Source organism: Pseudomonas sp. ADAK2 (assembly GCF_012935755.1).
Taxonomy (GTDB): Bacteria; Pseudomonadota; Gammaproteobacteria; order Pseudomonadales; family Pseudomonadaceae; genus Aquipseudomonas.
The window spans coordinates 3115901-3138533 of the sequence record NZ_CP052862.1; the positions used below are offsets into that span (position 1 = coordinate 3115901).

Annotated in this window: 17 protein-coding genes; 13 read left to right on the plus strand and 4 right to left on the minus strand. The window is 60.3% G+C overall.

Annotation, left to right across the window (positions count from 1 at the left end; genetic code table 11):
• Window positions 1–168: 168 nt before the first annotated feature.
• The 4 genes from map (at window position 169) to HKK52_RS14600 (ending at window position 5889) form a co-directional block, all read left to right on the plus strand.
• Window positions 169–951 carry a type I methionyl aminopeptidase gene (gene map / locus HKK52_RS14585; protein WP_123508101.1) on the plus strand — a complete coding sequence of 261 codons (783 nt, stop codon included), beginning with the start codon at window positions 169–171 and terminating at the stop codon, window positions 949–951.
• 44 nt (window positions 952–995) lie between these two features.
• The gene (locus HKK52_RS14590) at window positions 996–3698 is read left to right on the plus strand and encodes a [protein-PII] uridylyltransferase (protein WP_169371395.1); all 2703 of its coding nucleotides are present in this window, start codon (window positions 996–998) and stop codon (window positions 3696–3698) included.
• A gap of 43 nt (window positions 3699–3741) precedes the next feature.
• Complete coding sequence (gene dapC, locus HKK52_RS14595; protein WP_169371396.1) at window positions 3742–4941, plus strand: succinyldiaminopimelate transaminase; 1200 nt, start codon at window positions 3742–3744, stop codon at window positions 4939–4941.
• Between the two features lie 174 nt (window positions 4942–5115).
• Window positions 5116–5889, plus strand: coding sequence for a hypothetical protein (locus tag HKK52_RS14600; protein WP_169371397.1), 774 nt, complete (start codon window positions 5116–5118; stop codon window positions 5887–5889).
• Here HKK52_RS14600 and HKK52_RS14605 read toward each other — a convergent pair.
• Complete coding sequence (locus tag HKK52_RS14605; protein ID WP_169371398.1) at window positions 5882–7513, minus strand: Na+/H+ antiporter; 1632 nt, start codon at window positions 7511–7513, stop codon at window positions 5882–5884. The two genes, HKK52_RS14600 and HKK52_RS14605, sit on opposite strands and share 8 nt — an antisense overlap.
• A 167-nt stretch (window positions 7514–7680) precedes the next feature.
• On the opposite strand from HKK52_RS14605, the gene HKK52_RS14610 reads away from it, so the two are divergent.
• From HKK52_RS14610 to HKK52_RS14625, 4 genes are all read left to right on the plus strand, one after another.
• On the plus strand, window positions 7681–8043 hold the full coding sequence (locus tag HKK52_RS14610) for an ArsC family reductase (protein ID WP_429513803.1): 363 nt from the start codon (window positions 7681–7683) through the stop codon (window positions 8041–8043).
• A 33-nt stretch (window positions 8044–8076) separates the two neighbouring features.
• Window positions 8077–9111, plus strand: a complete 1035-nt coding sequence (dapD, locus tag HKK52_RS14615) for a 2,3,4,5-tetrahydropyridine-2,6-dicarboxylate N-succinyltransferase (RefSeq protein WP_169371399.1) — start codon at window positions 8077–8079, stop codon at window positions 9109–9111.
• Window positions 9112–9248: 137 nt separating this feature from the next.
• Window positions 9249–10454, plus strand: coding sequence for an aminotransferase class V-fold PLP-dependent enzyme (locus HKK52_RS14620; RefSeq protein WP_169371400.1), 1206 nt, complete (start codon window positions 9249–9251; stop codon window positions 10452–10454).
• Window positions 10451–10855 carry a SufE family protein gene (locus HKK52_RS14625; RefSeq protein WP_169371401.1) on the plus strand — a complete coding sequence of 135 codons (405 nt, stop codon included), beginning with the start codon at window positions 10451–10453 and terminating at the stop codon, window positions 10853–10855. Before HKK52_RS14620 ends, HKK52_RS14625 begins: the two co-directional genes overlap by 4 nt.
• 127 nt (window positions 10856–10982) lie before the next feature.
• On the opposite strand, the gene tcdA is transcribed toward HKK52_RS14625, so the two are convergent.
• Window positions 10983–11798, minus strand: a complete 816-nt coding sequence (gene tcdA / locus HKK52_RS14630) for a tRNA cyclic N6-threonylcarbamoyladenosine(37) synthase TcdA (RefSeq protein WP_442962285.1) — start codon at window positions 11796–11798, stop codon at window positions 10983–10985.
• Window positions 11799–12011: 213 nt separating this feature from the next.
• Here tcdA and HKK52_RS14635 point away from each other — a divergent pair, with 213 nt between their 5' ends.
• From HKK52_RS14635 to HKK52_RS14650, 4 genes are all read left to right on the plus strand, one after another.
• Complete coding sequence (locus HKK52_RS14635; protein ID WP_169371403.1) at window positions 12012–14603, plus strand: glycosyltransferase; 2592 nt, start codon at window positions 12012–12014, stop codon at window positions 14601–14603.
• A 196-nt stretch (window positions 14604–14799) separates the two neighbouring features.
• Entirely contained in the window at window positions 14800–15951 is a 1152-nt protein-coding gene (gene dapE / locus HKK52_RS14640) for a succinyl-diaminopimelate desuccinylase (RefSeq protein ID WP_169371404.1), read from the plus strand.
• Complete coding sequence (locus HKK52_RS14645) at window positions 15951–16760, plus strand: putative RNA methyltransferase (protein ID WP_169371405.1); 810 nt, start codon at window positions 15951–15953, stop codon at window positions 16758–16760. The genes dapE and HKK52_RS14645 overlap by 1 nt, the downstream gene beginning before the upstream one ends.
• Window positions 16761–16834: 74 nt before the next feature.
• Window positions 16835–17212 carry a hypothetical protein gene (locus tag HKK52_RS14650; protein WP_169371406.1) on the plus strand — a complete coding sequence of 126 codons (378 nt, stop codon included), beginning with the start codon at window positions 16835–16837 and terminating at the stop codon, window positions 17210–17212.
• A gap of 48 nt (window positions 17213–17260) precedes the next feature.
• Here the strand turns inward: HKK52_RS14650 and HKK52_RS14655 are convergent, their stop codons facing one another.
• On the minus strand, window positions 17261–19396 hold the full coding sequence (locus tag HKK52_RS14655) for a hypothetical protein (protein WP_169371407.1): 2136 nt from the start codon (window positions 19394–19396) through the stop codon (window positions 17261–17263).
• 315 nt (window positions 19397–19711) lie between these two features.
• Window positions 19712–19921, minus strand: coding sequence for a cold-shock protein (locus tag HKK52_RS14660; protein ID WP_169371408.1), 210 nt, complete (start codon window positions 19919–19921; stop codon window positions 19712–19714).
• Window positions 19922–20086: 165 nt separating this feature from the next.
• Here HKK52_RS14660 and plsB point away from each other — a divergent pair, with 165 nt between their 5' ends.
• Window positions 20087–22576 (plus strand): glycerol-3-phosphate 1-O-acyltransferase PlsB, encoded by a 2490-nt coding sequence (plsB, locus tag HKK52_RS14665; protein WP_169371409.1) that lies wholly within the window; start codon window positions 20087–20089, stop codon window positions 22574–22576.
• Window positions 22577–22633: the final 57 nt, after the last annotated feature.

The window sequence follows — 22633 nt, forward strand, 5'->3', positions numbered from 1 at the left end:
GCCCTTGGAATCGCTCAAGAATGCGCCTATCTATAGAGAGAAGCGATGCACAGAGGCTCAGATTTGCGCTGATCGTCTGTTAGAATTGCGTTTTTCAGGGCCGCGAAGATAGATCGCGCAATGCCCATCCCGAATTAGTAAGCGCCATTGAGCGCAGAGAGAGCCTGTATGACCGTCACCCTCAAAACCCCCGAGGACATCGCAAAAATGCGGATCGCCGGCAAACTGGCCGCCGATGTGCTGGAAATGATTGCCGAACATGTCAAACCGGGCATCACCACCGAAGAGCTGGACCGCATCTGCCACGACTACATCGTCAACGAGCAGCAAGCCATCCCTGCCCCGCTCAACTATAAAGGCTTCCCGAAGTCGATCTGCACCTCGATCAACCACGTGGTCTGCCACGGCATCCCCAACGAGAAGCCGCTGAAGAATGGCGACACCGTGAATATCGACGTGACCGTGATCAAAGATGGCTACCACGGCGACACCAGCCGCATGTTCCACGTCGGCACCGTGCCGGTCTGGGCCGAGCGCCTGTCCCAGGTCACCCAGGAATGCATGTACAAGGCCATCGAAATCGTCAAACCCGGCTGCCGCCTGGGCGATATCGGTGAAGTGATCCAGAAGCACGCTGAAAAGAACGGCTTCTCGGTGGTTCGCGAGTTTTGCGGCCACGGCATCGGCAAGGTGTTCCACGAAGAGCCGCAGATCCTGCATTACGGCCGCGCCGGCACCGGCATGGAGCTGAAAGCAGGCATGACCTTTACCATCGAGCCGATGATCAACCAGGGCAAGGCCGACACCAAGGTCCTGGGCGACGGCTGGACCGCGATCACCAAGGACCGCAAGCTGTCCGCCCAGTGGGAACACACCCTGTTGGTGACCGACACCGGCTACGAGATCTTCACCCTGCGCGCCGATGACACCATCCCCCGCGTTTCGGCCTGATCGACCCACGTAGCTCATAGCCTTATAGAAAGGAAAGCCAATCGATGCCGCAGGTGGATCCAGAACTCTTCGACCGTGGCCAGTTCCAGGCTGAACTGGCCCTGAAGGCCAGCCCGATCGCGGCCTTCAAGAAGGCGATTCGCCAGGCCCGCGAGGTGCTCGACGGGCGCTTTCGCAGCGGCCGCGACATTCGCCGGCTGATCGAGGATCGCGCCTGGTTCGTCGATAACATCCTGCAAAAGGCCTGGGAGCAGTTCAACTGGAGCGAAGACGCCGACATCGCGCTGGTCGCGGTCGGCGGCTACGGTCGCGGCGAACTGCATCCTTATTCCGACATCGATCTGCTGATCCTGCTGGACAGCGCCGACCACGAAGTTTTCCGCGATTCCATTGAGCGTTTTCTGACGCTGTTGTGGGACATCGGCCTGGAGGTCGGTCAGAGCGTGCGCTCGGTGGACGAATGCGCCGTCGAGGCCCGCGCCGACCTCACGGTGGTCACCAACCTGATGGAAAGCCGCACCATCTGCGGCCCCGAGCGTTTGCGCCAGCGCATGCTCGACGTCACCAGCACCGCGCACATGTGGCCAAGCAAGGACTTCTTCCTGGCCAAGCGCGCCGAGCAGAAGGCCCGTCACCACAAGTACAACGACACTGAATACAACCTGGAACCCAACGTCAAAGGCTCGCCCGGCGGCCTTCGGGATATCCAGACGATTCTGTGGGTGGCCCGTCGCGAATACGGCACCCTGAACCTGCGGGCCCTGGCCGGTGAAGGCTTTCTGGTCGAGAGCGAAAACGCGCTGCTGGCCTCGTCCCAGGAATTCCTGTGGAAGGTCCGTTACGCCCTGCACATGCTCGCCGGGCGTTCCGAGGACCGCTTGCTGTTCGACCACCAGCGCTCCATCGCCGGGTTGCTGGGCTTCGAAGGCGACGACGCCAAGCAAGCTATCGAAAACTTCATGCAGCAGTATTACCGGGTGGTGATGAGCATCGCTCAGCTCAGCGACCTGATCATCCAGCACTTCGAGGAAGTCATCCTCGCGCCGGAAGACGAAGCGCCGCCGCAGCCGATCAATTCGCGGTTCCAGCTGCACGATGGCTACATCGAGGCGCGTAACAACAACGTGTTCCGCCGTACGCCGTTCGCCATGCTCGAAATCTTCGTGCTGATGGCCCAGCAGCCGGAAATCAAAGGCGTTCGCGCCGATACCATTCGTCTGCTGCGCGAGCACCGTCATTTGATCGACGATGACTTTCGCAATGACATCCGCAACACCAGCCTGTTCATCGAGCTGTTCAAGTGCAAGATCGGCATCCATCGCAACCTGCGGCGGATGAACCGTTACGGCATCCTCGGGCGCTATTTGCCGGAGTTCGGCTTTATTGTCGGGCAGATGCAGCATGACCTGTTCCACATCTATACGGTCGACGCCCACACCCTGAACCTGATCAAGCATCTGCGTAAGTTGCAGTACACCCAGGTGTCGGAAAAATTCCCGCTGGCCAGCAAGCTCATGGCCAAGCTGCCCAAGCCTGAGCTGATTTACCTGGCCGGCCTGTACCACGACATCGGCAAGGGCCGGCACGGCGATCATTCGGACATCGGCGCCGTTGATGCCGAAGCCTTTTGCCAGCGCCATCAGTTGCCGACGTGGGACAGCCGCCTGATTGTCTGGCTGGTGCAAAACCACCTGGTAATGTCGACCACCGCCCAGCGCAAGGACTTGTCCGACCCGCAGGTGATCCACGATTTCGCGCAGATCGTCGGCGATGAAACCCATCTTGATTACCTGTACGTACTGACCGTCGCCGACATCAACGCCACCAACCCGACGCTGTGGAATTCCTGGCGCGCCAGCCTGTTGCGCCAGCTCTACACCGAGACCAAGCGTGCCTTGCGCCGCGGCCTGGAAAACCCGGTGGATCGCGAAGAGCAGATCCGCCAGACCCAGAGCGCCGCCCTGGACATCCTGGTGCGCGGTGGCACCGATCCGGACGACGTCGAGCAGTTGTGGGCGCAACTGGGCGATGACTATTTCCTGCGCCATACCGCCGGCGACGTCGCCTGGCACAGTGACGCAATCCTGCAGCAACCGGCCGATGGCGGGCCGCTGGTGCTGATCAAGGAAACCACCCAGCGCGAATTCGAGGGCGGCACGCAGATCTTCATCTATGCGCCAGACCAGCATGACTTCTTCGCCGTGACCGTGGCGGCGATGGATCAGCTCAACCTGAACATTCATGACGCCCGGGTCATCACCTCCAGCAGCCAGTTCACCCTCGATACCTATATCGTGCTCGACACCGACGGCGACTCGATCGGCGACAACCCGACGCGGGTCAAGCAGATCCGCGAGGGCCTGACCGAAGCCCTGCGCAACCCGGACGACTACCCGACGATCATCCAGCGCCGCGTGCCGCGCCAGCTCAAGCATTTCGCGTTTGCGCCACAGGTAACGATCCACAACGATGCCCAACGTCCGGTGACCGTACTGGAGCTCAGCGCACCTGATCGCCCGGGCCTGCTGGCGCGGATCGGTACGATATTCCTGGAGTTCGACCTGTCGCTGCAGAACGCCAAGATCGCTACGTTGGGCGAGCGCGTGGAAGACGTGTTCTTCATCACCGACGCCAACAACCAGCCGTTGTCCGACCCGTTGCTGTGCAGCCGCTTGCAGGATGCGATCGTTGAGCAGTTGAGCGTCAGCCACGAACCCGAGATCAAACTGTCGCGCATCAGCATCTAGCCGCGCGCCAGGATTCAGCCGCTTTGAACGAGACCCCGCACCGATGAACAACGCACTGAACCAGTTGCAGCCCTACCCGTTCGAGAAGCTCCGCGCCCTGCTCGGCAGCGTCACGCCAAACCCGGACAAGCGCCCTGTCGCGCTGTCCATCGGCGAGCCGAAGCACCGTTCGCCCAGTTTCGTTGCCGAAGCCCTGGCCAGCAATCTGGATCAGATGGCCGTGTACCCGACCACCCTCGGCATCCCGGCCCTGCGTGAAGCCATCGCTGCCTGGTGCGAACGTCGTTTCAACGTCCCGAGCGGCTGGCTCGACCCGGCGCGCAACGTGCTGCCGGTCAACGGCACCCGTGAAGCGCTGTTTGCCTTCACCCAAACCGTGGTCAACCGCGGCGAAGATGCGCTGGTGGTCAGCCCGAACCCGTTCTATCAGATCTACGAAGGTGCCGCGTTCCTCGCCGGAGCCAAGCCGCATTACCTGCCTTGCCTGGACGAAAACGGCTTCAATCCGGATTTCGACGCCGTGTCGCCAGACATCTGGAAACGCTGCCAGATCCTGTTCCTGTGCTCACCGGGCAACCCGACTGGCGCACTGATTCCGCTCGACACCCTGAAAAAACTGATCGCCCTGGCCGACGAGTACGATTTCGTGATTGCCGCCGACGAGTGCTACAGCGAACTCTACTTCGACGAACAAACCCCGCCGCCGGGCCTGCTCAGTGCCTGCGTGGAACTGGGTCGCCAGGACTTCAAGCGCTGCGTGGTGTTCCACAGCCTGTCCAAGCGCTCCAACTTGCCGGGCCTGCGTTCGGGTTTTGTCGCCGGTGATGCCGATATCCTCAAGGGCTTTTTGCTCTATCGCACTTACCACGGCTGCGCGATGCCGGTTCAGACGCAACTGGCCAGCGTTGCTGCATGGAACGATGAAGTGCACGTGCGCGCCAACCGTGCGCTGTATCGCGAGAAGTACGATGCGGTGCTGGAAATCCTCAGCCCGGTGATGGACGTGCAGCGTCCAGACGGTGGTTTCTACTTGTGGCCGAACGTTGAAGGCGATGATGAGGCGTTCTGCCGGGATTTATTTGTGCAGGAACACGTGACAGTAGTGCCGGGTTCTTATCTGTCCCGAGACGTCGATGGCTTCAATCCAGGTGCCGGCCGCGTGCGCCTGGCACTCGTCGCGCCATTGGCGGAATGCATAGAAGCCGCAGAGCGGATTCGCGCGTTTATTACGAACAAGTCATAAGTCGTCGTTAATAAAAAACCCACACGGTGCAATGTCGTGTGGGTTTATTCATCTCAAGTAACAGCACCACTCATATTTAAACTTAACAACTTGGCGCCTCTCGCTTAGCCTTCACTCCATGCTAAATGCCCGAAATGACTCAGGCATCAGTCTTCATGTACATGGAAGTCCACAATGAACAACGCACTGCCCTGCCAGATTAAAGTAGCCGACGACATCAACGCCTCTTATGAGGTCGCCATTGCTGAAAACCCGGCAAATCGCGGCCCCACATCCGGGTCCCGCCGCAATAAGCGCGCGGCTGTCAAACATACGCACTTCTGGGCACCGGGCCGCACATTGCGCATCGCCTTTCTGAACGGTGATCAAGCCTTCAAGGATGCAACCATAGCTGCCGCAAATAACTGGCTGCCTCATGTCAATCTGAAGTTCGATTTCGTCGACGGTGAAACAGGCGACATCCGCATCAGTTGCACGCCCGGCACGTACTGGTCGACGGTTGGCACCGATGCCTTGTTGCAGGAAGAAGGCGCCACCATGGGCCTGTCACCGGACATGCGCATGCCGGCATTTTTTGCCGCGAATGTGATGCACGAATTTGGCCATGTGCTGGGCGCCCAACATGAGCACCAGCACCCCGAGGTAAACATTCCCTGGAACAAGCCCGCGCTCTACGAGGCGCATGGCGGGAATGCAGACGATTACGAAGAAGACGGGGAAGACGACGATTATTACGATTACGTGCGTGACCTCATTAAGCAACGTTACCTCAATCGCCTCGATGCCAACGAAGTCCGCCACTCGTCCTATGATCCGAAGTCGATCATGCACTACGCGATCCGTCAGGAATGGACCCATGGCGACTTCAAGATTGACCTGAACCTGGTGCTCAGTGAAAAGGACAAGGCGTTCATGGCCGAGGCCTATCCTTACCCCGATGCTATTTGACCTGGCCCAGGTTGGCCTCGCTTAAATCCAGCTCCCCCAGTACTTCGCGCAATACGTCATCACCAATCTGGTGATGACGACTCAAGCTGTACAACTCCAGGCGCTGCGCCCGCAGCGCCTTCAAGCGCAGACGGCGTTCCAGCAGATCCATCTGGAACGCCAGGGCCTGGGCTTCGGCGGAGTCATTGAAGACCTCAAGCTGATGACGGTATTCGGACATGATCCGCGCCTTGAGTTCAGCCGCCAACGCTGCTTCAGCCGCATCCGCCGGCTTGGCCTCTTCGACTTCCAGCGCATGAATCGCCGCTTCGGCAGTTTTGCGCCAGGCGTCGCGCACTTCATTGCGGCGCTTGTCGTCGGGACTTTTCTCGATGCCGCGCAATAACAGCGGCAAGGCGATGCACGCGGCAATCAGCGACAGCAGAATCACTCCTGCGGCGATGAAGATCAGCAGGTCGCGCTCGGGAAACCCCTCATCGCCCATCAACAGCGGCACCGACAGTACGCCCGCCAGGGTCACCGCGCCGCGCACACCACCGACCGTCAGCAACCAGCAGGAGCGCGCCGTAGGCACCAGCGTCAACTCACCCTTGCCCCGCCAGCGCCGCAGCAGGCCCGACATCCGCCACGTGCTCTGCACCCAGACAAACCGCAGCACCAGCAGCACCAGGAAAATCGCCACCACGTCCAGGCAGCGGTAGAGCAGCGTTGGCCACAACGAGGTTTCGTGGCTGGCCACGGCCTTGATGATGTCTGGCAACTGCAAGCCCAGTAGCAGGAAGATCAAGCCGTTGAAGGCGAATTCCAGCAATGACCAGACACTGCGATTGAGCAAGCGGGTGCTGGTCTGGCGCGGCAGCAGGTCAAGCCAGCTTTGCATCATCCCCGCCGCCACCGCCGACAAAATGCCCGAAGCACCGAGACGTTCGGCCAGCACATACGCGGCGAACGGCAGCAGCAACATGAACACCACGTGAGTCGCCGGGTCATCCCAGCCACGGGCAATCATCCAGGCACGCAAGCGGCCGACCAGCCAACTCAGCGCCACACCAATCGCCAGGCCGCCGACCGCCACCAGCACGAAGGTCAGACTGGCGTTGGCCAGGGAGAACACCCCGGTCACCGCGGCGGCCAGGGCGAATTTGAAGGTCACCAGTCCCGACGCGTCGTTCATCAACGCCTCGCCCTGCAGCATGTGCATCAGCGGCGTCGGCAGGCGGTTCTGGGAAATCGCCGAAACCGCCACGGCGTCAGTCGGCGACAACACCGCCGCTAACGCGAACGCCACCGGCAGTGGAATGCCTGGGATCAACCAATGAATGAAATACCCGGCGCCGACCACAGTGAACAACACCAAACCGACCGCCAAGGTCAGGATCGGTCCGCGCAACCGCCACAATTCACGCTTGGGCATGCGCCAGCCATCGGAAAACAACAGCGGCGGCAGGAACAGAAAGAGGAACAGCTCCGGGTCCAGCGCCACGTGCAATCCCAGCGTCGGCCAGGCCAGTAATGCCCCTGCGCCGATTTGCACCAGCGGTAATGGCAGCGGGATCACCCGTCCGATCAGGCGTGAAACGCCGACCAGCATCAACAGGATCAGGACGGTGTAGGCGGTCTGCATAAAGCGTTTTCCCAGGCAATCGACAGCATTGAAGTGCCATATTAGCCGCTTAGACTGGCGGCTGGCCGTTGCACGAATGTCGCATCGCCCACAAACACCGCAAAACCGGAAGGCCATGGCATAATCCGTCACCATTTTTTTCCAGCACCTGTAAAGGGGGCAATTCCTTGACCGTTTCAAGTAAAACGTTGCACCTTTTCGGCATCAAAGCCTGCGACACCATGAAAAAGGCGCGCAACTGGCTCGATGAACACGCTGTCAGCTATGACTTCCATGACTACAAAGCGGTCGGAATCGACCGTGAACACCTGACCCAATGGTGCGACGAGCACGGCTGGCAAGTGGTGTTGAACCGTGCAGGCACGACCTTTCGCAAACTCGACGACGAACGCAAAGCCGATCTCGACCAAGCGAAAGCCATCGAATTGATGCTCGCACAACCCTCGATGATCAAGCGCCCGGTGCTTGATCTCGGTGACCGAACCCTGATTGGCTTCAAGCCAGATATCTACGCGGCCGCACTCAAGTAAGGCAGCCCGTTCCTTTTTGTTAGAGGTCTCAACATGTCCAATTCTCTGTTCAGCCTGGCCTTCGGTGTCGGCACTCAAAACCGTCAAGGCGCCTGGCTGGAAGTGTTTTACGCACAGCCGCTGCTCAACCCATCGGCCGAACTGGTCGCGGCCATTGCGCCAGTGCTGGGTTATACCGATGGCAACCAGGCCATCGCATTCACCACCGCTCAGGCCTCGCAATTGGCTGAAGCGCTGAAAAGCGTCGACGCTGCTCAAGCTGCGTTGCTGACCCGTCTGGCCGAGAGCCACAAGCCGCTGGTCGCGACCATTCTGGCTGAAGACGCCCAATTGACTTCCACGCCTGAGGCTTACCTCAAGCTGCACCTGCTGTCCCATCGCCTGGTCAAGCCGCACGGCCTGAACCTGGCTGGCGTGTTCCCGTTGCTGCCGAACGTCGCCTGGACCAGCCAGGGTGCGATCGACCTGGCCGAGTTGGCCGAGCATCAACTGGAAGCCCGCCTGCGCGGCGAGCTGCTGGAAGTGTTCTCGGTGGACAAGTTCCCGAAAATGACCGACTACGTGGTGCCGGCCGGCGTGCGTATCGCTGACGCGGCACGCATCCGCCTCGGAGCCTACGTGGGCGAAGGCACCACCGTAATGCACGAAGGTTTCGTCAACTTCAACGCCGGCACCGAAGGCCCGGGCATGATCGAAGGTCGCGTTTCGGCTGGCGTGTTCGTCGGCAAGGGCTCGGACCTGGGCGGCGGTTGCTCGACCATGGGCACCCTGTCGGGCGGCGGCAACATCGTGATCAAGGTCGGCGAAGGCTGCCTGATCGGCGCCAACGCCGGTATCGGTATCCCGTTGGGCGACCGCAACACCGTTGAATCGGGCCTGTACGTGACCGCTGGCACCAAGGTTGCGCTGCTGGACGAGCACAACAAACTGGTCAAAGTCGTGAAGGCCCGTGAACTGGCCGGTCAACCTGACCTGTTGTTCCGCCGCAATTCGGAAACCGGTGCCGTGGAATGCAAAACCCACAAATCGGCCATCGAACTGAACGAAGCGCTGCACGCTCACAACTAAGCAAAACGCACCTGTACTTTGTAGGAGCGAGGCTTGCCCGCGAAGCTTTTGGCGTCCTTAAGGGCCCTTTCGCGAGCAAGCTTCACTCCTACACGGTCAGGGGTACACCCCGCCCATGTTTAACAGGGCCCGATAGCATGATGATTGCCTCTCCCTGGCGCGCCGATTTTCCGGCCATCGCCGCTCTGCAACGGCAAGACCAGACCTATCTGGACAACGCCGCCACCACGCAAAAACCCCAAGCCCTGCTGGATGCCCTGGCGCATTACTACGCCAATGGCGCGGCCAACGTGCATCGGGCGCAACACTTGCCCGGCGCCCACGCCACCCAGGCGTTCGAGGACAGCCGCAGCAAAGTCGCGCAATGGCTCAACGCCGGCGACTGCGGACAAATCATCTTTACCCACGGCGCGACTTCGGCGCTGAACCTCCTGGCCTATGGCCTGGAACACGTATTCAATCCGGGCGATGAAATTGTCATCAGCGCCCTGGAGCACCACGCCAACCTGTTGCCCTGGCAGCAACTGGCCTTGCGTCGCGACCTGAAACTGCTGATCTTGCCGCTGGATGCCGACGGCGTGATCGATCTCGCAGCCGCCGCGCAGTTGATCGGCCCGCGCACCCGATTGCTGGCGGTCAGTCAGCTGTCCAACGTGCTCGGGGTCTGGCAACCGCTGCCCGAGTTGCTGGCGCTGGCCAAGACGCACAACGCCCTGACCGTGGTCGATGGCGCCCAAGGCGTGGTCCATGGCCGGCATGACGTACAGGCGCTGGGCTGCGACTTCTACGTGTTTTCCAGCCACAAGCTCTACGGCCCCGATGGCCTGGGCGTGCTGTTCGGCCGCAATGCGGCCCTTGAACAACTGCGACCATGGCAATTCGGCGGCGAAATGGTGCTGGACGCCAACTACCACGACGCGCGCTTCCGCCCTGCACCGCTGGGTTTCGAAGCTGGTACACCGCCGATTGCCAGTGTGATTGGTCTGGGGGCGACCCTGGATTACCTCGCCGGGCTGGATCAGGACGCGGTGTGCGCCCATGAAGCCGCGTTGCATGACTACTTGTTCAAAGGTCTTGAGGCGCGTAACGGCATTCGTTTATTGGGCAAACCGCAACTCGCATTGGCCAGTTTTGTCGTCGAGGGTGTGCATAACTCTGATTTGGCGCACTTGCTGACCGAACAAGGGATCGCCGTGCGCGCCGGTCATCATTGCGCCATGCCGTTGCTCAAAAGCTTCGAACTGGCCGGGGCGATTCGGGTGTCGCTGGCGCTGTACAACGACTCTGAGGATCTGGAGCGGTTCTTTGAAGCGCTGGATCAGGCGCTGGAGTTGCTGCGATGAGCTTGCCGGCCGATGCGGTGTTGGCGCTGGAAACCTTTCAGCAGGCCGGAAGCTGGGAACAGCGGGCGCGGTTGTTGATGCAGTGGGGCGAGCGTCTGCCGGCGTTGAGCGATGTGGAAAAGGTCGATGCCAACCGCGTGCATGGCTGTGAAAGCCAGGTGTGGTTGGTGGGGGCGTTGCAGGATGGCCACTGGCAATTCAGCGCCAGCAGCGATGCACGGTTGATTCGCGGGTTGGTGGCGTTGTTGCTGGCGCGAGTTAATGGGTTGTCGGCGGTTGAGTTGCGGCAGGTGGATTTGCCGGAGTGGTTCAGTCAGCTTGGGCTGAGCCGGCAGTTGTCACCGTCGCGCAGTAATGGCCTGAATGCCGTGTTACAGCGGATGAATGAGTTGGCTCAGTAACTGATGACCGATCGTTCCCACGCTCTGCGTGGGAATGCCTCAAGGGACGCTCCGCGTTCCAGCTCTCGAAAGGGACGCGGAGCGTCCCGGGCTGCATTCCCACGCAGAGCGTGGGAACGATCACGGTTCAAGCAGGTTTAACCCGATCCGAAGGGCGACGCACACCCGCCACAATCTTATCCACAGCCTTGGTCGCCGCGACCATGCCGAACGTCGCCGTCACCATCATCACCGCGCCAAACCCGCCGGCGCAGTCGAGCTTCACGCCATCGCCGACAAAACTCTTCTGCAAACAAATGCTGCCATCCGGTTTCGGGTAGCGCAGTTGCTCGGTCGAAAACACGCACGGCACGCTGTAATGGCGGGTCACGGTGCGGGAGAAGTTGTAATCGCGGCGCAATGTCGAGCGCACTTTTGAGGCCAACGGGTCATTGAACGTGCGGTTCAAGTCGCAGACCTGGATCAGCGTCGGATCAATCTGCCCGCCCGCGCCGCCGGTGGTAATGATCTGGATCTTGCGGCGTTTGCACCAGGCAATCAGCGCAGCCTTGGCGTTGACGCTGTCGATGCAGTCGATCACGCAATCGATGTTCGGCGTGATGTACTCGGCCATGGTCTCGCGGGTGACGAAATCCGCTACCGTGTGCACCGTGCAGTCCGGGTTGATCCCGCGCAGGCGCTCGGCCATCACTTCGACCTTGGGCTTGCCGACGGTGCTGTCCAGCGCATGCAACTGCCGGTTGGCGTTGCTGACGCAGACGTCGTCCAGATCGAACAGTGAAATCTCGCCCACGCCACACCGGGCCACGGCTTCCGCCGCCCAGGAACCGACGCCACCGACGCCGACAATCGCTACATGGGCCGCGCGCAAACGCTCCAGGCCTTCGATGCCATACAACCGAGCGATGCCGGCAAACCGCGGATCTTCTGTACTCATGACCATTACCCCAAAAACCGGCGCGCATTATAGGGCTTCGCAGCGACAAGTTTTAAGCTTCACGCTACAAGTGTAAGAACTTAAGACAAACTTCAGTGCCAAATGTGAGGCTTTTCCCTGCCTGCTGTACGGTAAGGGAAAGCACGGTGTAGGATGCGCGCCCCTTGGCAGCATGCCGACCGTTCCTTCGTTCCACAGCCTCTGGAACCCGAAAAAGCTATGTCATCGCGTAAATTTGGACTCAACCTGGTCGTGGTGCTCGCCATCGCAGCCTTGTTTACCGGCTTCTGGGCGCTAATCAACCGCCCGGTCACCGCCCCCAACTGGCCTGAACAGATCTCCGGTTTTTCCTACTCGCCCTTTCAACAAGGCCAGTACCCACAGAAAGACCAGTTCCCGACCGACGATGAAATGCGTCGCGACCTGGAGATCATGAGCAAGCTGACGGACAACATCCGTACCTACTCGGTCGACGGCACGCTGCAGGACATTCCCAAGCTGGCGGAAGAGTTCGGCCTGCGGGTGACCCTGGGGATCTGGATCAGCCCGGACCAGGAGCGCAACGAACGCGAGATCCTGCGCGCCATCGAACTGGCCAACACTTCCCGCAGCGTGGTTCGCGTGGTTGTAGGCAACGAGGCGATCTTCCGTAAGGAAATTACCGCCGCCGAACTCAGCGTCATCCTCGACCGCGTGCGCGCCGCCGTAAAAGTGCCGGTGACCACGTCCGAGCAGTGGCACGTCTGGGAAGAGCACCCGGAACTGGCCAAGCACGTTGACCTGATCGCCGCCCACGTTCTGCCGTACTGGGAATTCGTCCCGGTGGACAAGGCCGGGCAGTTCGTCCTCGACCGCGCCCGGGACCTGAAAAAGATGTTCCCGAAAAAACCGCTGCTGCTTTCGGAGGTTGGCTGGCCGAGCAACGGCCGCATGCGTGGCGGCACCGATTCGAGTCCGGCGGACCAGGCGATCTACCTGCGCACCCTGGTCAACAAGCTTAACCGCCAAGGCTTCAACTACTTCGTGATCGAAGCGTTTGACCAGCCGTGGAAAGCCACGGACGAAGGTTCGGTGGGCGCGTATTGGGGCGTGTTCAACGCCGCGCGCCAGCAGAAATTCAACTTCGAAGGCCCAGTCGTCGCGATCCCGCAATGGCGGGTGCTGGCGATCGGCTCGGCCGTATTGGCCCTGCTGTCGCTGACCTTGCTGATGATCGACGGCTCGGCCCTGCGCCAGCGTGGCCGCACCTTCCTGACCTTTATCGCGTTCTTGTGCGGTTCGGTTCTGGTGTGGATCGGTTATGACTACAGCCAGCAATACAGCACCTGGTTCAGCCTGACGGTGGGCTTCTTGCTCGCCCTCGGTGCGCTCGGGGTGTTCATCGTGTTGCTGACTGAAGCCCATGAACTGGCCGAAGCGGTCTGGACTCACAAGCGCCGGCGAGAATTCCTGCCGGTGGTGGGAGATTCGGACTACCGACCAAAAGTCTCGATTCACGTACCGTGCTACAACGAACCGCCGGAGATGGTCAAACAGACCCTCAACGCCCTGGCCAACCTCGACTATCCGGACTTCGAAGTCCTGATCATCGACAACAACACCAAGGACCCGGCGGTCTGGGAACCGGTGCGCGATTACTGCGAAACCCTCGGCCCGCGCTTCAAGTTCTTCCACGTCGCCCCATTGGCTGGTTTCAAGGGCGGCGCGCTGAACTACTTGATCCCGCACACCGCCAAGGATGCCGAAGTGATTGCGGTGATCGACTCGGACTACTGCGTCGACCCGAACTGGCTCAAGCACATGGTGCCGCACTTCGCCGATCCGAAAATCGCCGTGGTGCAGTCGCCACAGGATTATCGCGACCAGAACGAAAGCACCTTCAAGAAGCTCTGCTATGCGGAATACAAAGGCTTCTTCCACATTGGCATGGTCACCCGTAACGACCGTGACGCGATCATCCAGCACGGCACCATGACCATGACCCGCCGTTCGGTGCTCGAGGAACTGGGTTGGGCTGACTGGTGCATCTGTGAAGACGCCGAGTTGGGTCTGCGGGTGTTCGAAAAAGGCCTGTCGGCAGCGTATTACCACACCAGCTACGGCAAAGGCCTGATGCCGGATACCTTTATCGACTTCAAGAAACAGCGTTTCCGCTGGGCTTATGGCGCGATTCAGATCATCAAGCGTCACACCGCCAGTTTGCTGCGCGGCAAGGACACCGAACTGACCCGTGGCCAGCGTTACCACTTCCTCGCGGGCTGGTTGCCGTGGGTCGCGGATGGCATGAACATCTTCTTCACCGTCGGCGCGCTGTTGTGGTCGGCGGCGATGATCATCGTGCCGCAACGGGTCGACCCACCGCTGCTGATTTTCGCGATCCCGCCGTTGGCGCTGTTCGTGTTCAAGGTGGCCAAGATCATCTTCCTGTATCGCCGTGCGGTCGGGGTCAACCTCAAGGACGCGTTCTGCGCGGCGCTGGCCGGTTTGGCGTTGTCGCACACCATCGCCAAAGCGGTGCTGTACGGCTTCTTCACCAGCAGCATTCCGTTCTTCCGTACGCCGAAAAACGCCGACAACCACGGCTTCTGGGTGGCGATTTCGGAAGCGCGGGAAGAGGTGTTCATCATGCTGCTGTTGTGGGGCGCGGCGCTGGGGATCTTCCTGGTGCAGGGCTTGCCGAGCAACGACATCCGCTTCTGGGTGATCATGTTGTTGGTGCAGTCGCTGCCGTACCTGGCGGCGCTGATCATGGCGTTCCTGTCTTCGCTGCCGAAACCGGCTGCCGAGCCTGAGCCGCTACCAGCCGTCTAAATCCGTACAGATGCACTAAACGGCGGCCAATGGCCGCCGTTTTGCTTTAAGATAACCGCCATTTTGCGCGCCCCAGCCTAACCCCCGTAGGAGCGAGGCTTGCCCGCGAATGAAGCGACTCGGTGTAACAGATACACCGCATTATCGTTCTTCGCGGGCAAGCCTCGCTCCTACACAAGAGCTTCCGGAGTTTTCCATGACGGCCCACGCCGACCTTTCGCCGACCCTTCAACTCGCCATCGACCTGATCCGCCGTCCGTCCGTGACGCCGGTCGACGCCGATTGCCAGAAGCAGATGATGCAGCGCCTGGGCGATGCCGGTTTCATGCTTGAGCCAATGCGCATCGAAGATGTGGATAACTTCTGGGCCACCCACGGTAAACACGACGGTCCGGTGCTGTGCTTCGCCGGTCACACCGATGTGGTGCCGACCGGTCCCGTGACCGCCTGGCAGATCGACCCGTTCAACGCCGTGATTGATGAACACGGCATGCTGTGCGGGCGTGGCGCAGCGGACATGAAAGGCAGCCTCGCCTCGATGACCGTGGCCGCCGAGCGTTTTGTCGCCGACTACCCGGATCACAAAGGCAAAGTCGCCTTTCTGATCACCAGCGACGAAGAAGGCCCGGCGCACCACGGCACCAAAGCCGTGATCGAACGCCTCGCCGCGCGCAAGGAACGTCTGGACTGGTGCATCGTCGGCGAGCCGTCGAGCACCACTCTGGTCGGTGACGTGGTCAAGAATGGCCGTCGCGGCTCCCTCGGCGCCAAGCTGACCGTACGCGGTATTCAGGGCCACGTGGCCTATCCACACCTGGCGAAAAACCCGATCCACCTCGCTGCTCCGGCATTAGCCGAACTGGCCGCCGAGCATTGGGACCACGGGAATGATTTCTTCCCGCCGACCAGCTTCCAAATTTCCAACGTGAATTCCGGCACCGGCGCGACCAACGTGATTCCGGGTGATCTGGTGGCGGTGTTCAACTTCCGCTTCTCCACCGAATCCACCGTCGAAGGCCTGCAAAAACGCGTGGCCGACATCCTCGACAAGCATGGCCTGGACTGGCACATCGACTGGGCACTGTCCGGCCTGCCGTTCCTCACCGAACCGGGCGCCCTGCTGGATGCCGTGGCGTCGAGCATCAAGGACATCACCGGTCGCGAAACCAAAGCCTCCACCAGCGGCGGCACGTCCGACGGGCGCTTCATCGCGACCATGGGCACGCAAGTGGTTGAGCTGGGGCCGGTCAACGCGACAATTCACCAGGTCAACGAGCGGGTGCTGGCGGCTGATCTCGACGTGCTGACCGAAATCTACTACCAGACCCTGATCAAGTTGCTCGCCTGATGCTGGCCTGCCCGATCTGCAGCGAACCGCTGAGCGCGGTGGACAACGGCGTCGCTTGCCCCGCCGGGCATCGTTTCGACCGCGCGCGCCAGGGTTACCTGAACCTGTTGCCGGTGCAGCACAAGAACAGCCGCGATCCAGGGGATAACCTGGCGATGGTCGAGGCCCGCCGCGATTTCCTGAACGCCGGGCATTACGCGCCGGTGGCCAAGCGCCTGGCCGAGTTGGCAGCGCAGTACGCGCCGCAGCGCTGGCTCGACATCGGTTGTGGCGAGGGTTATTACACCGCGCAAATCGCCGAGGCCTTGCCCAATGCTGACGGCTACGCCCTCGACATCTCCAAGGAAGCGGTGAAACGCGCCTGCAAACGCAACCCCGAGCTGACCTGGTTGATCGCCAGCATGGCGCGGGTGCCGTTGGCGTCCGGCAGTTGCCAGTTTCTCGCCAGCGTGTTCAGCCCGTTGGACTGGGAAGAAGCCAAGCGGCTGCTCAGCCCCGGCGGTGGTTTGATGAAAGTCGGCCCGACCAGCGGCCACCTGATGGAATTGCGCGAAAGTCTGTACGACGAAGTCCGTGAGTACACCGACGACAAGCACCTGGCCCTGGTGCCGGAAGGCATGGCGCTGGCGCACAGTGAAACCCTGGAATTCAAATTGATACTGGAAAGTGGCCAGGACCGTGCCAACCTGTTGGCCATGACGCCCCACGGCTGGCGCGCCAGTGCCGAACGGCGCGCGGCGGTCATCGAGCAGGTCGAGCCGTTCGAGGTCACCGTGTCGATGCGTTACGATTACTTCGTACTTCAATAATTTTGGTCTCGAGCAACAGCTTGAGGCCGGCTAAATCCGCGAATGGATTTTTCAAGACCGCAGTGAGGACATCCATGCGCCAACCCGATATCGAGATTTACCTGAAAGACGCCGACGTCGACTACAAAGCCGTCGCCGATTGGCTCAGCGTAGCGTTGGGCCCGTGCAGTGAGTGGGTCAAGAAGGGCCAGACCTACAAGTGCAAGGCCGGCAACGTACCCGTGACCTGGCTGCCGAAAGCCGTGGGCAAGTGGAACAGCCTGTACCTTGAAAGCGACCAGACCCCATGGGAAGACGACATCGCCTGCGCCCGCGCCGCCTTCACCGCGCTGAACGTCGAAGTACGTTGCGCGCCGGGTACGTGGGTCGAGGAAGAAGGTGAAGAGACGGCGGATCGCTGGATGCGCATCAGCGCTGATGGTGAAGAAGAGATCACCTGGAAAACCGCTTGAAGTAGCAGGTCCTGACAACGCCAGGACCTGCGCTGCTCTCGGCCACTGTCAGCGCCAGTTGCCTACCACCTGATCAGCCTTGATGAATTCAAACCTGGCTGACTCGGTGGTCGTACTGGGCAGTGTCAGCTTGATCACTGGCACGGCCTTACTTGAGTACTTGTAAAAATCCTGCTGATTGAACCTGGCATTCGCCAAACCATTACGGGTGTAAAAGAATGCCTTGATCGGGAGGGTGGTGTGAATATTCTGCGGCCACGTGGCAAGGCGGATTTCATTCCAGGTATTGAACGACTCGGCGCCCAGTAACTTCATTGCCAAAATACCTTGATAAAACGCGTTTGCCGCCAGTTGCCCCTGGCTGGTTCTGACATTAAAACCGCATTGACGCTGGTACTTCTGCGCCCCCGCCCCCTGATTGTAATGAGTCAACCAACCCGCCGCCGTAGTGATCCCCTGCAACTCGCACGAGCGACTGACAGAGGGGTAATTACTCGACACGCCACAACCTTGATCCCCCCTGATATCACTGCCGCCATCCATTGGAAAGATACACAGGACCGGCACGTCGACCATTCCCTGGGGACGCGATTGCGGAGGGTAGAAGATGATTCCACTGGTATTCGGGTAAACCGCAGGAAAGGCTTTGAAAGCGGCATCCTTGCGAATGTAGAAAAACGAAACCCCACCGTTTTTTTGAGACAAGGGGCTGGGATTCCACGCGCGATACCCTGTGCCGTTTATCGTTGCCCGCAGAATGACACCAGAACACAGGACAGCAGGCAATGAGGCGCTACCGCAGTTTTGTCGGGTATCGGCGTATTGCTGATTCAGTTCATTCGCAACCCGCTGACCATCGCCTTCGGCCGCGGCACCGACGATTTTGATCGCCAGCGGCGACGACGTAATCAGACTGCCCGCGCCACCCACCTTGTAGGTGTAGGTGAGACTAACAGTGCGATTTAGATTTTTAGTGATCCACGCCTTGGGCAGGTAAAACGTCAGCACGCCGACCGTAGACACCGTCTGAATCGGTGCATCGCGCAACTCCACACCGCTCAGACGCACACCGACCGTATCGCGGGGCGCCAATGTCGGATAACTCACCTGCACGGTGGCATTGGCGCCCAGGGTTTCGGCATTCAACTCACCGGCCGTCGCCTCGACCACCTTGAATACAGACGGGCCCGCAACGACCGTAAACACACGGGTCAGCCCCCAGGCTGACGTTTTGCCATCAAGCAATTGTCGCCCAGCCATCGAAAAGGGCCCCGGCGCCAACTCCAACGCACTGCGACCTGTCCACTGCCCCTGAGCATCAACCGTGGCACTGACCAGGACGTTGTTGATTTGGCCACTTTGCATGACTTGCACAGTCGCCCCCGGAATGCCCGTACCGGAGAGTAAAGGGTAGCGGCCGTTCAGGCTGCCCTGCAGCGGGCTGGCAATTACCGGAGCAGTGGGCGCGTCAACGACAGTAAACACACGCGTCAGGCCCCAAGCCGATGTTTTGCCATCAAGCGTCTGTCGCCCAGCCATCGAAAAGGAACCCGGAGCCAACTCCAAAGCACTGCGACCTGTCCACTGACGATGAGCATCAACCGTGGTACTAACCAGTACTTTGTTGATTTGGCTACTCTGCATGACTTGCACGGTGGCTCCCGGAATGCCCGTGCCGGAAAGCAGCGGATACCGGCCGCTCTGGCTGCTCTGCAGCGGGTTTTCAATCACCGGAGCAACGGGCGCGTCAACGACGGTAAACACCCGCGTCAGGCCCCAGGCCGATGTTTGGCCGCCGAGGGTCTGCCGGCCAGCCATGGAAAAGGAGCCCGGCGCCAACTCCAACGCACTGCGGGCAGCCCAGCGCCCATTCGCGCCTACGACGGTGCTGACCACGACACGGTTGATCTGGCTGCTTTGCATCACTTGCACCGTTGCTCCCGGCGCCCCTGTACCGGAGAGCAATGGATAACGGCCGTTTAGACTGCTTTGCGTGGGGGTCTCGATGACTGGGGCGGCGGGTGCCGACGCTTGCGAAACTGACAAGGCACCGGCAAACCCACCATTAGCCTCAGCCGGCGGCACAATCGCCCGACCATCAGCGAGCTTGCCAGCGTCATCATGGGGAGCACTCGCACAACCGGCCAGTAAAATGAACAACAACAGAATCAGCCAACATTTCATCGTCATTTTCCTTCAGCGAGACGGGCTTCTTTAGTTGAAGCAAGTCCCTGAAGGAAAAATATAAGGCTATGGATTTTTCAACGTCTACTGTCAGATATGACAGGTGGCCAAGTATCCAGCATTGAGACATGGCATGGCAGTGAGCAGCCACTAAGGCATCCCGCAAGGGCGACGGTGAACAGATGATCTGCAAAATTTCTGATGGGAAACACAACAGCCCCGCATGAGCGCAGCTTGCTGCGAAGCTTTTAGCGCCAGTGATGACGCCTTCGCGGGCAAGCTTCGCTCGGGTGATGTGTGATTCGAAGAATCGGTTTACAGACCTAGGACATCCTCAGCCTGCAACCCCTTCTCCCCTGTCACCACGGCGTATTCAACCTGCTGGCCCTCAGCCAGCGAACGGTGGCCTTCGCCACGTATCGCGCGGTAGTGCACGAACACGTCCACCCCGTCCTCGCGTTGAATGAAGCCGTAGCCCTTGGCGTCGTTGAACCACTTCACATTGCCGGTTTCGCGCGTTGCCATGTATCAGTCCCTCTTCTTTTTATTTTGAGCGGTCGAGTATATGACAGCCGCAAAAACTCTCAACTCAAGATTACTTGGCCGCTTTTTTGCCGATTTTCGGCGAATCCGGCACACTGTCAGCCCCCCGAGCAACTGCTCGGTTTTATTCACTCACGCAGAAGCCGTATGACCCGCTCCCCGTTCCGTCGTCTTGTGTTTGGCACCCTGCGCCGACTGTTGTACCTCTGGGTTCGCTCGGAGACGATCAACCAGTCGTCCCTAACCCTCAACCTCGACCGCAGCCGTCCGGTGTTCTACGTCCTGCAAAACCCTTCGCTGACCGACCTGGCCGTGGTCGACGCCGAGTGCACCAAGGCCGGCCTGCCGCGGCCGGTGCTGCCGGTGTCGGTGGGTAACCTGCTGGAGCCTGCCGCGTTCTTCTATCTGACGCCGGAGCCCGACTGGCTCGGCCGCCAGGACAAACGCGGCGCGCCGCCGACCCTGACCCGCCTGGTCAGCGCCCTGAGCCAGAACGCCGCCGAAGATGCGCAGATCATTCCGGTCAGCGTGTTCTGGGGTCAGTCGCCGGACAGCGAGTCGAGCCCGTGGAAGCTGTTGTTTGCCGATAGCTGGGCGGTCACCGGGCGTTTGCGCCGCTTGCTCAGCATCATCGTGCTGGGGCGCAAGACCCGCGTGCAGTTCTCGGCGCCGATCCATTTGCGCGAGCTGATCGAGCACAACAAGGGCCACGAGCGCACCGTGCGCATGGCCCAGCGGATCCTGCGGGTACACTTCCGCAACCTCAAAGCCGCCGTCATCGGCCCGGACATTTCCCACCGTCGCAACCTGGTCAAAGGTCTGCTGAATCAGCCACTGGTCAAACAAGCGATCCTCGACGAAGCCGAGCGCGAGAACATCTCCCCGGAGAAAGCCAAGGCCCAGGCCCTGCGCTACGGCAACGAGATCGCCTCGGACTACACCTACACCGCCATCCGCTTTCTGGAAGTGGTGCTGAGCTGGTTCTGGAACAAGATTTACGATGGGGTGAAGGTCAACCACATCGAAGGCGTGCAGAAAGTCGCCCAGGGTCACGAAGTGATCTACGTGCCCTGCCACCGCAGCCACATCGATTACCTGCTGCTTTCGTATTTGCTGTTCCGCAACGGCCTGACCCCGCCGCACATTGCCGCCGGGATCAACCTGAACATGCCGGTGATCGGCAGCCTGCTGCGTCGCGGCGGCGCGTTTTTCATGCGCCGTACCTTCAAGGGCAACCCGCTCTATACCTCGGTGTTCAACGAATACCTGCACACCCTGTTCACCAAGGGCTTCCCGGTGGAGTACTTCGTCGAGGGTGGCCGTTCGCGCACCGGGCGCATGCTGCAACCGAAAACAGGGATGCTGGCGATCACCCTGCGCAGCTTCCTGCGTTCGTCGCGCATGCCCATCGTGTTCATCCCGGTTTACATCGGTTATGAGCGTGTTCTGGAAGGCCGGACCTACCTCGGTGAACTGCGCGGCGCGAGCAAGAAGAAAGAATCGATCTTCGATATTTTCAAAGTCATCGGCGCGCTCAAGCAGCGCTTCGGCCAGGTGGCGGTGAATTTCGGCGAACCGATCAAACTGGCGGAATTCCTCGACAGCGAGCAGCCGGACTGGCGCCAACAGGAACTCGGCCCACAGTTCAAACCGGCCTGGCTCAACGAAACCACTAACCGTCTCGGCGAAAAAGTCGCGCAGCATTTGAACGAAGCCGCCGCGATCAACCCGGTGAACCTGGTGGCGCTTGCGCTGCTGTCCACCACTCGTCTGGCGCTGGACGATCGCGCCATGGCGCGGGTGCTCGATTTGTATCTGGCGCTGTTGCGCAAGGTGCCGTACTCGCCGCACACCACGCTGCCGGAAGGTGACGGTCGGGCGCTGATCGAGCACGTGAAGGACATGGACTTGCTGTCCGAGCAGAGCGATGCCTTGGGCAAGATTCTGTATCTGGATGAGCAGAACGCCGTCCTCATGACCTACTACCGCAACAACGTGTTGCACATCTTCGCGCTGCCGGCGCTGCTGGCGAGCTTCTTCCAGAGTGCGTCGCGCATGAGCCGCGAACAGATCCTGCGCTACACCCGCGCGCTGTATCCGTACCTGCAATCGGAGCTGTTCATTCGCTGGTCCATGGATGAACTGGAGGCGGTGGTCGATCAATGGCTCGAAGCCTTTGTCGAGCAAGGCCTGCTGCGATTCGAGAACGACGTGTACCTGCGTCCCGCGCCGAGTTCGCGGCACTTCGTGTTGCTGACGCTGCTGTCGAAAAGCATCGCCCAGACCCTGCAACGTTTCTACATGACGGTTTCCCTGCTGCTCAACAGCGGCCAGAACAGCATCAGCGCCGAAGAGCTGGAAGACCTCTGCACCGTCATGGCCCAGCGCCTGTCGATCCTGCATGGTCTGAACGCCCCGGAATTTTTCGACAAGAGCCTGTTCCGTCACTTTATCCAGACCCTGCTTGATCTGGACGTACTCAAGCGCGATGAAGCGGGCAAGCTGAGCTATCACGAATTGCTCGGCGAGTTGGCGGAAGGCGCGGCCAAGCGTGTGTTGCCGGCGGAGATTCGCTTGTCGATCCGTCAGGTGGCGTTACATCGCAGTGAAGATGCGGCTGACGCTAACCCGTTGTAACTTCCAGACAACTAACAAAGAAACAAGGACGTTTCTTTGTTAGTTAATTAAAAGATA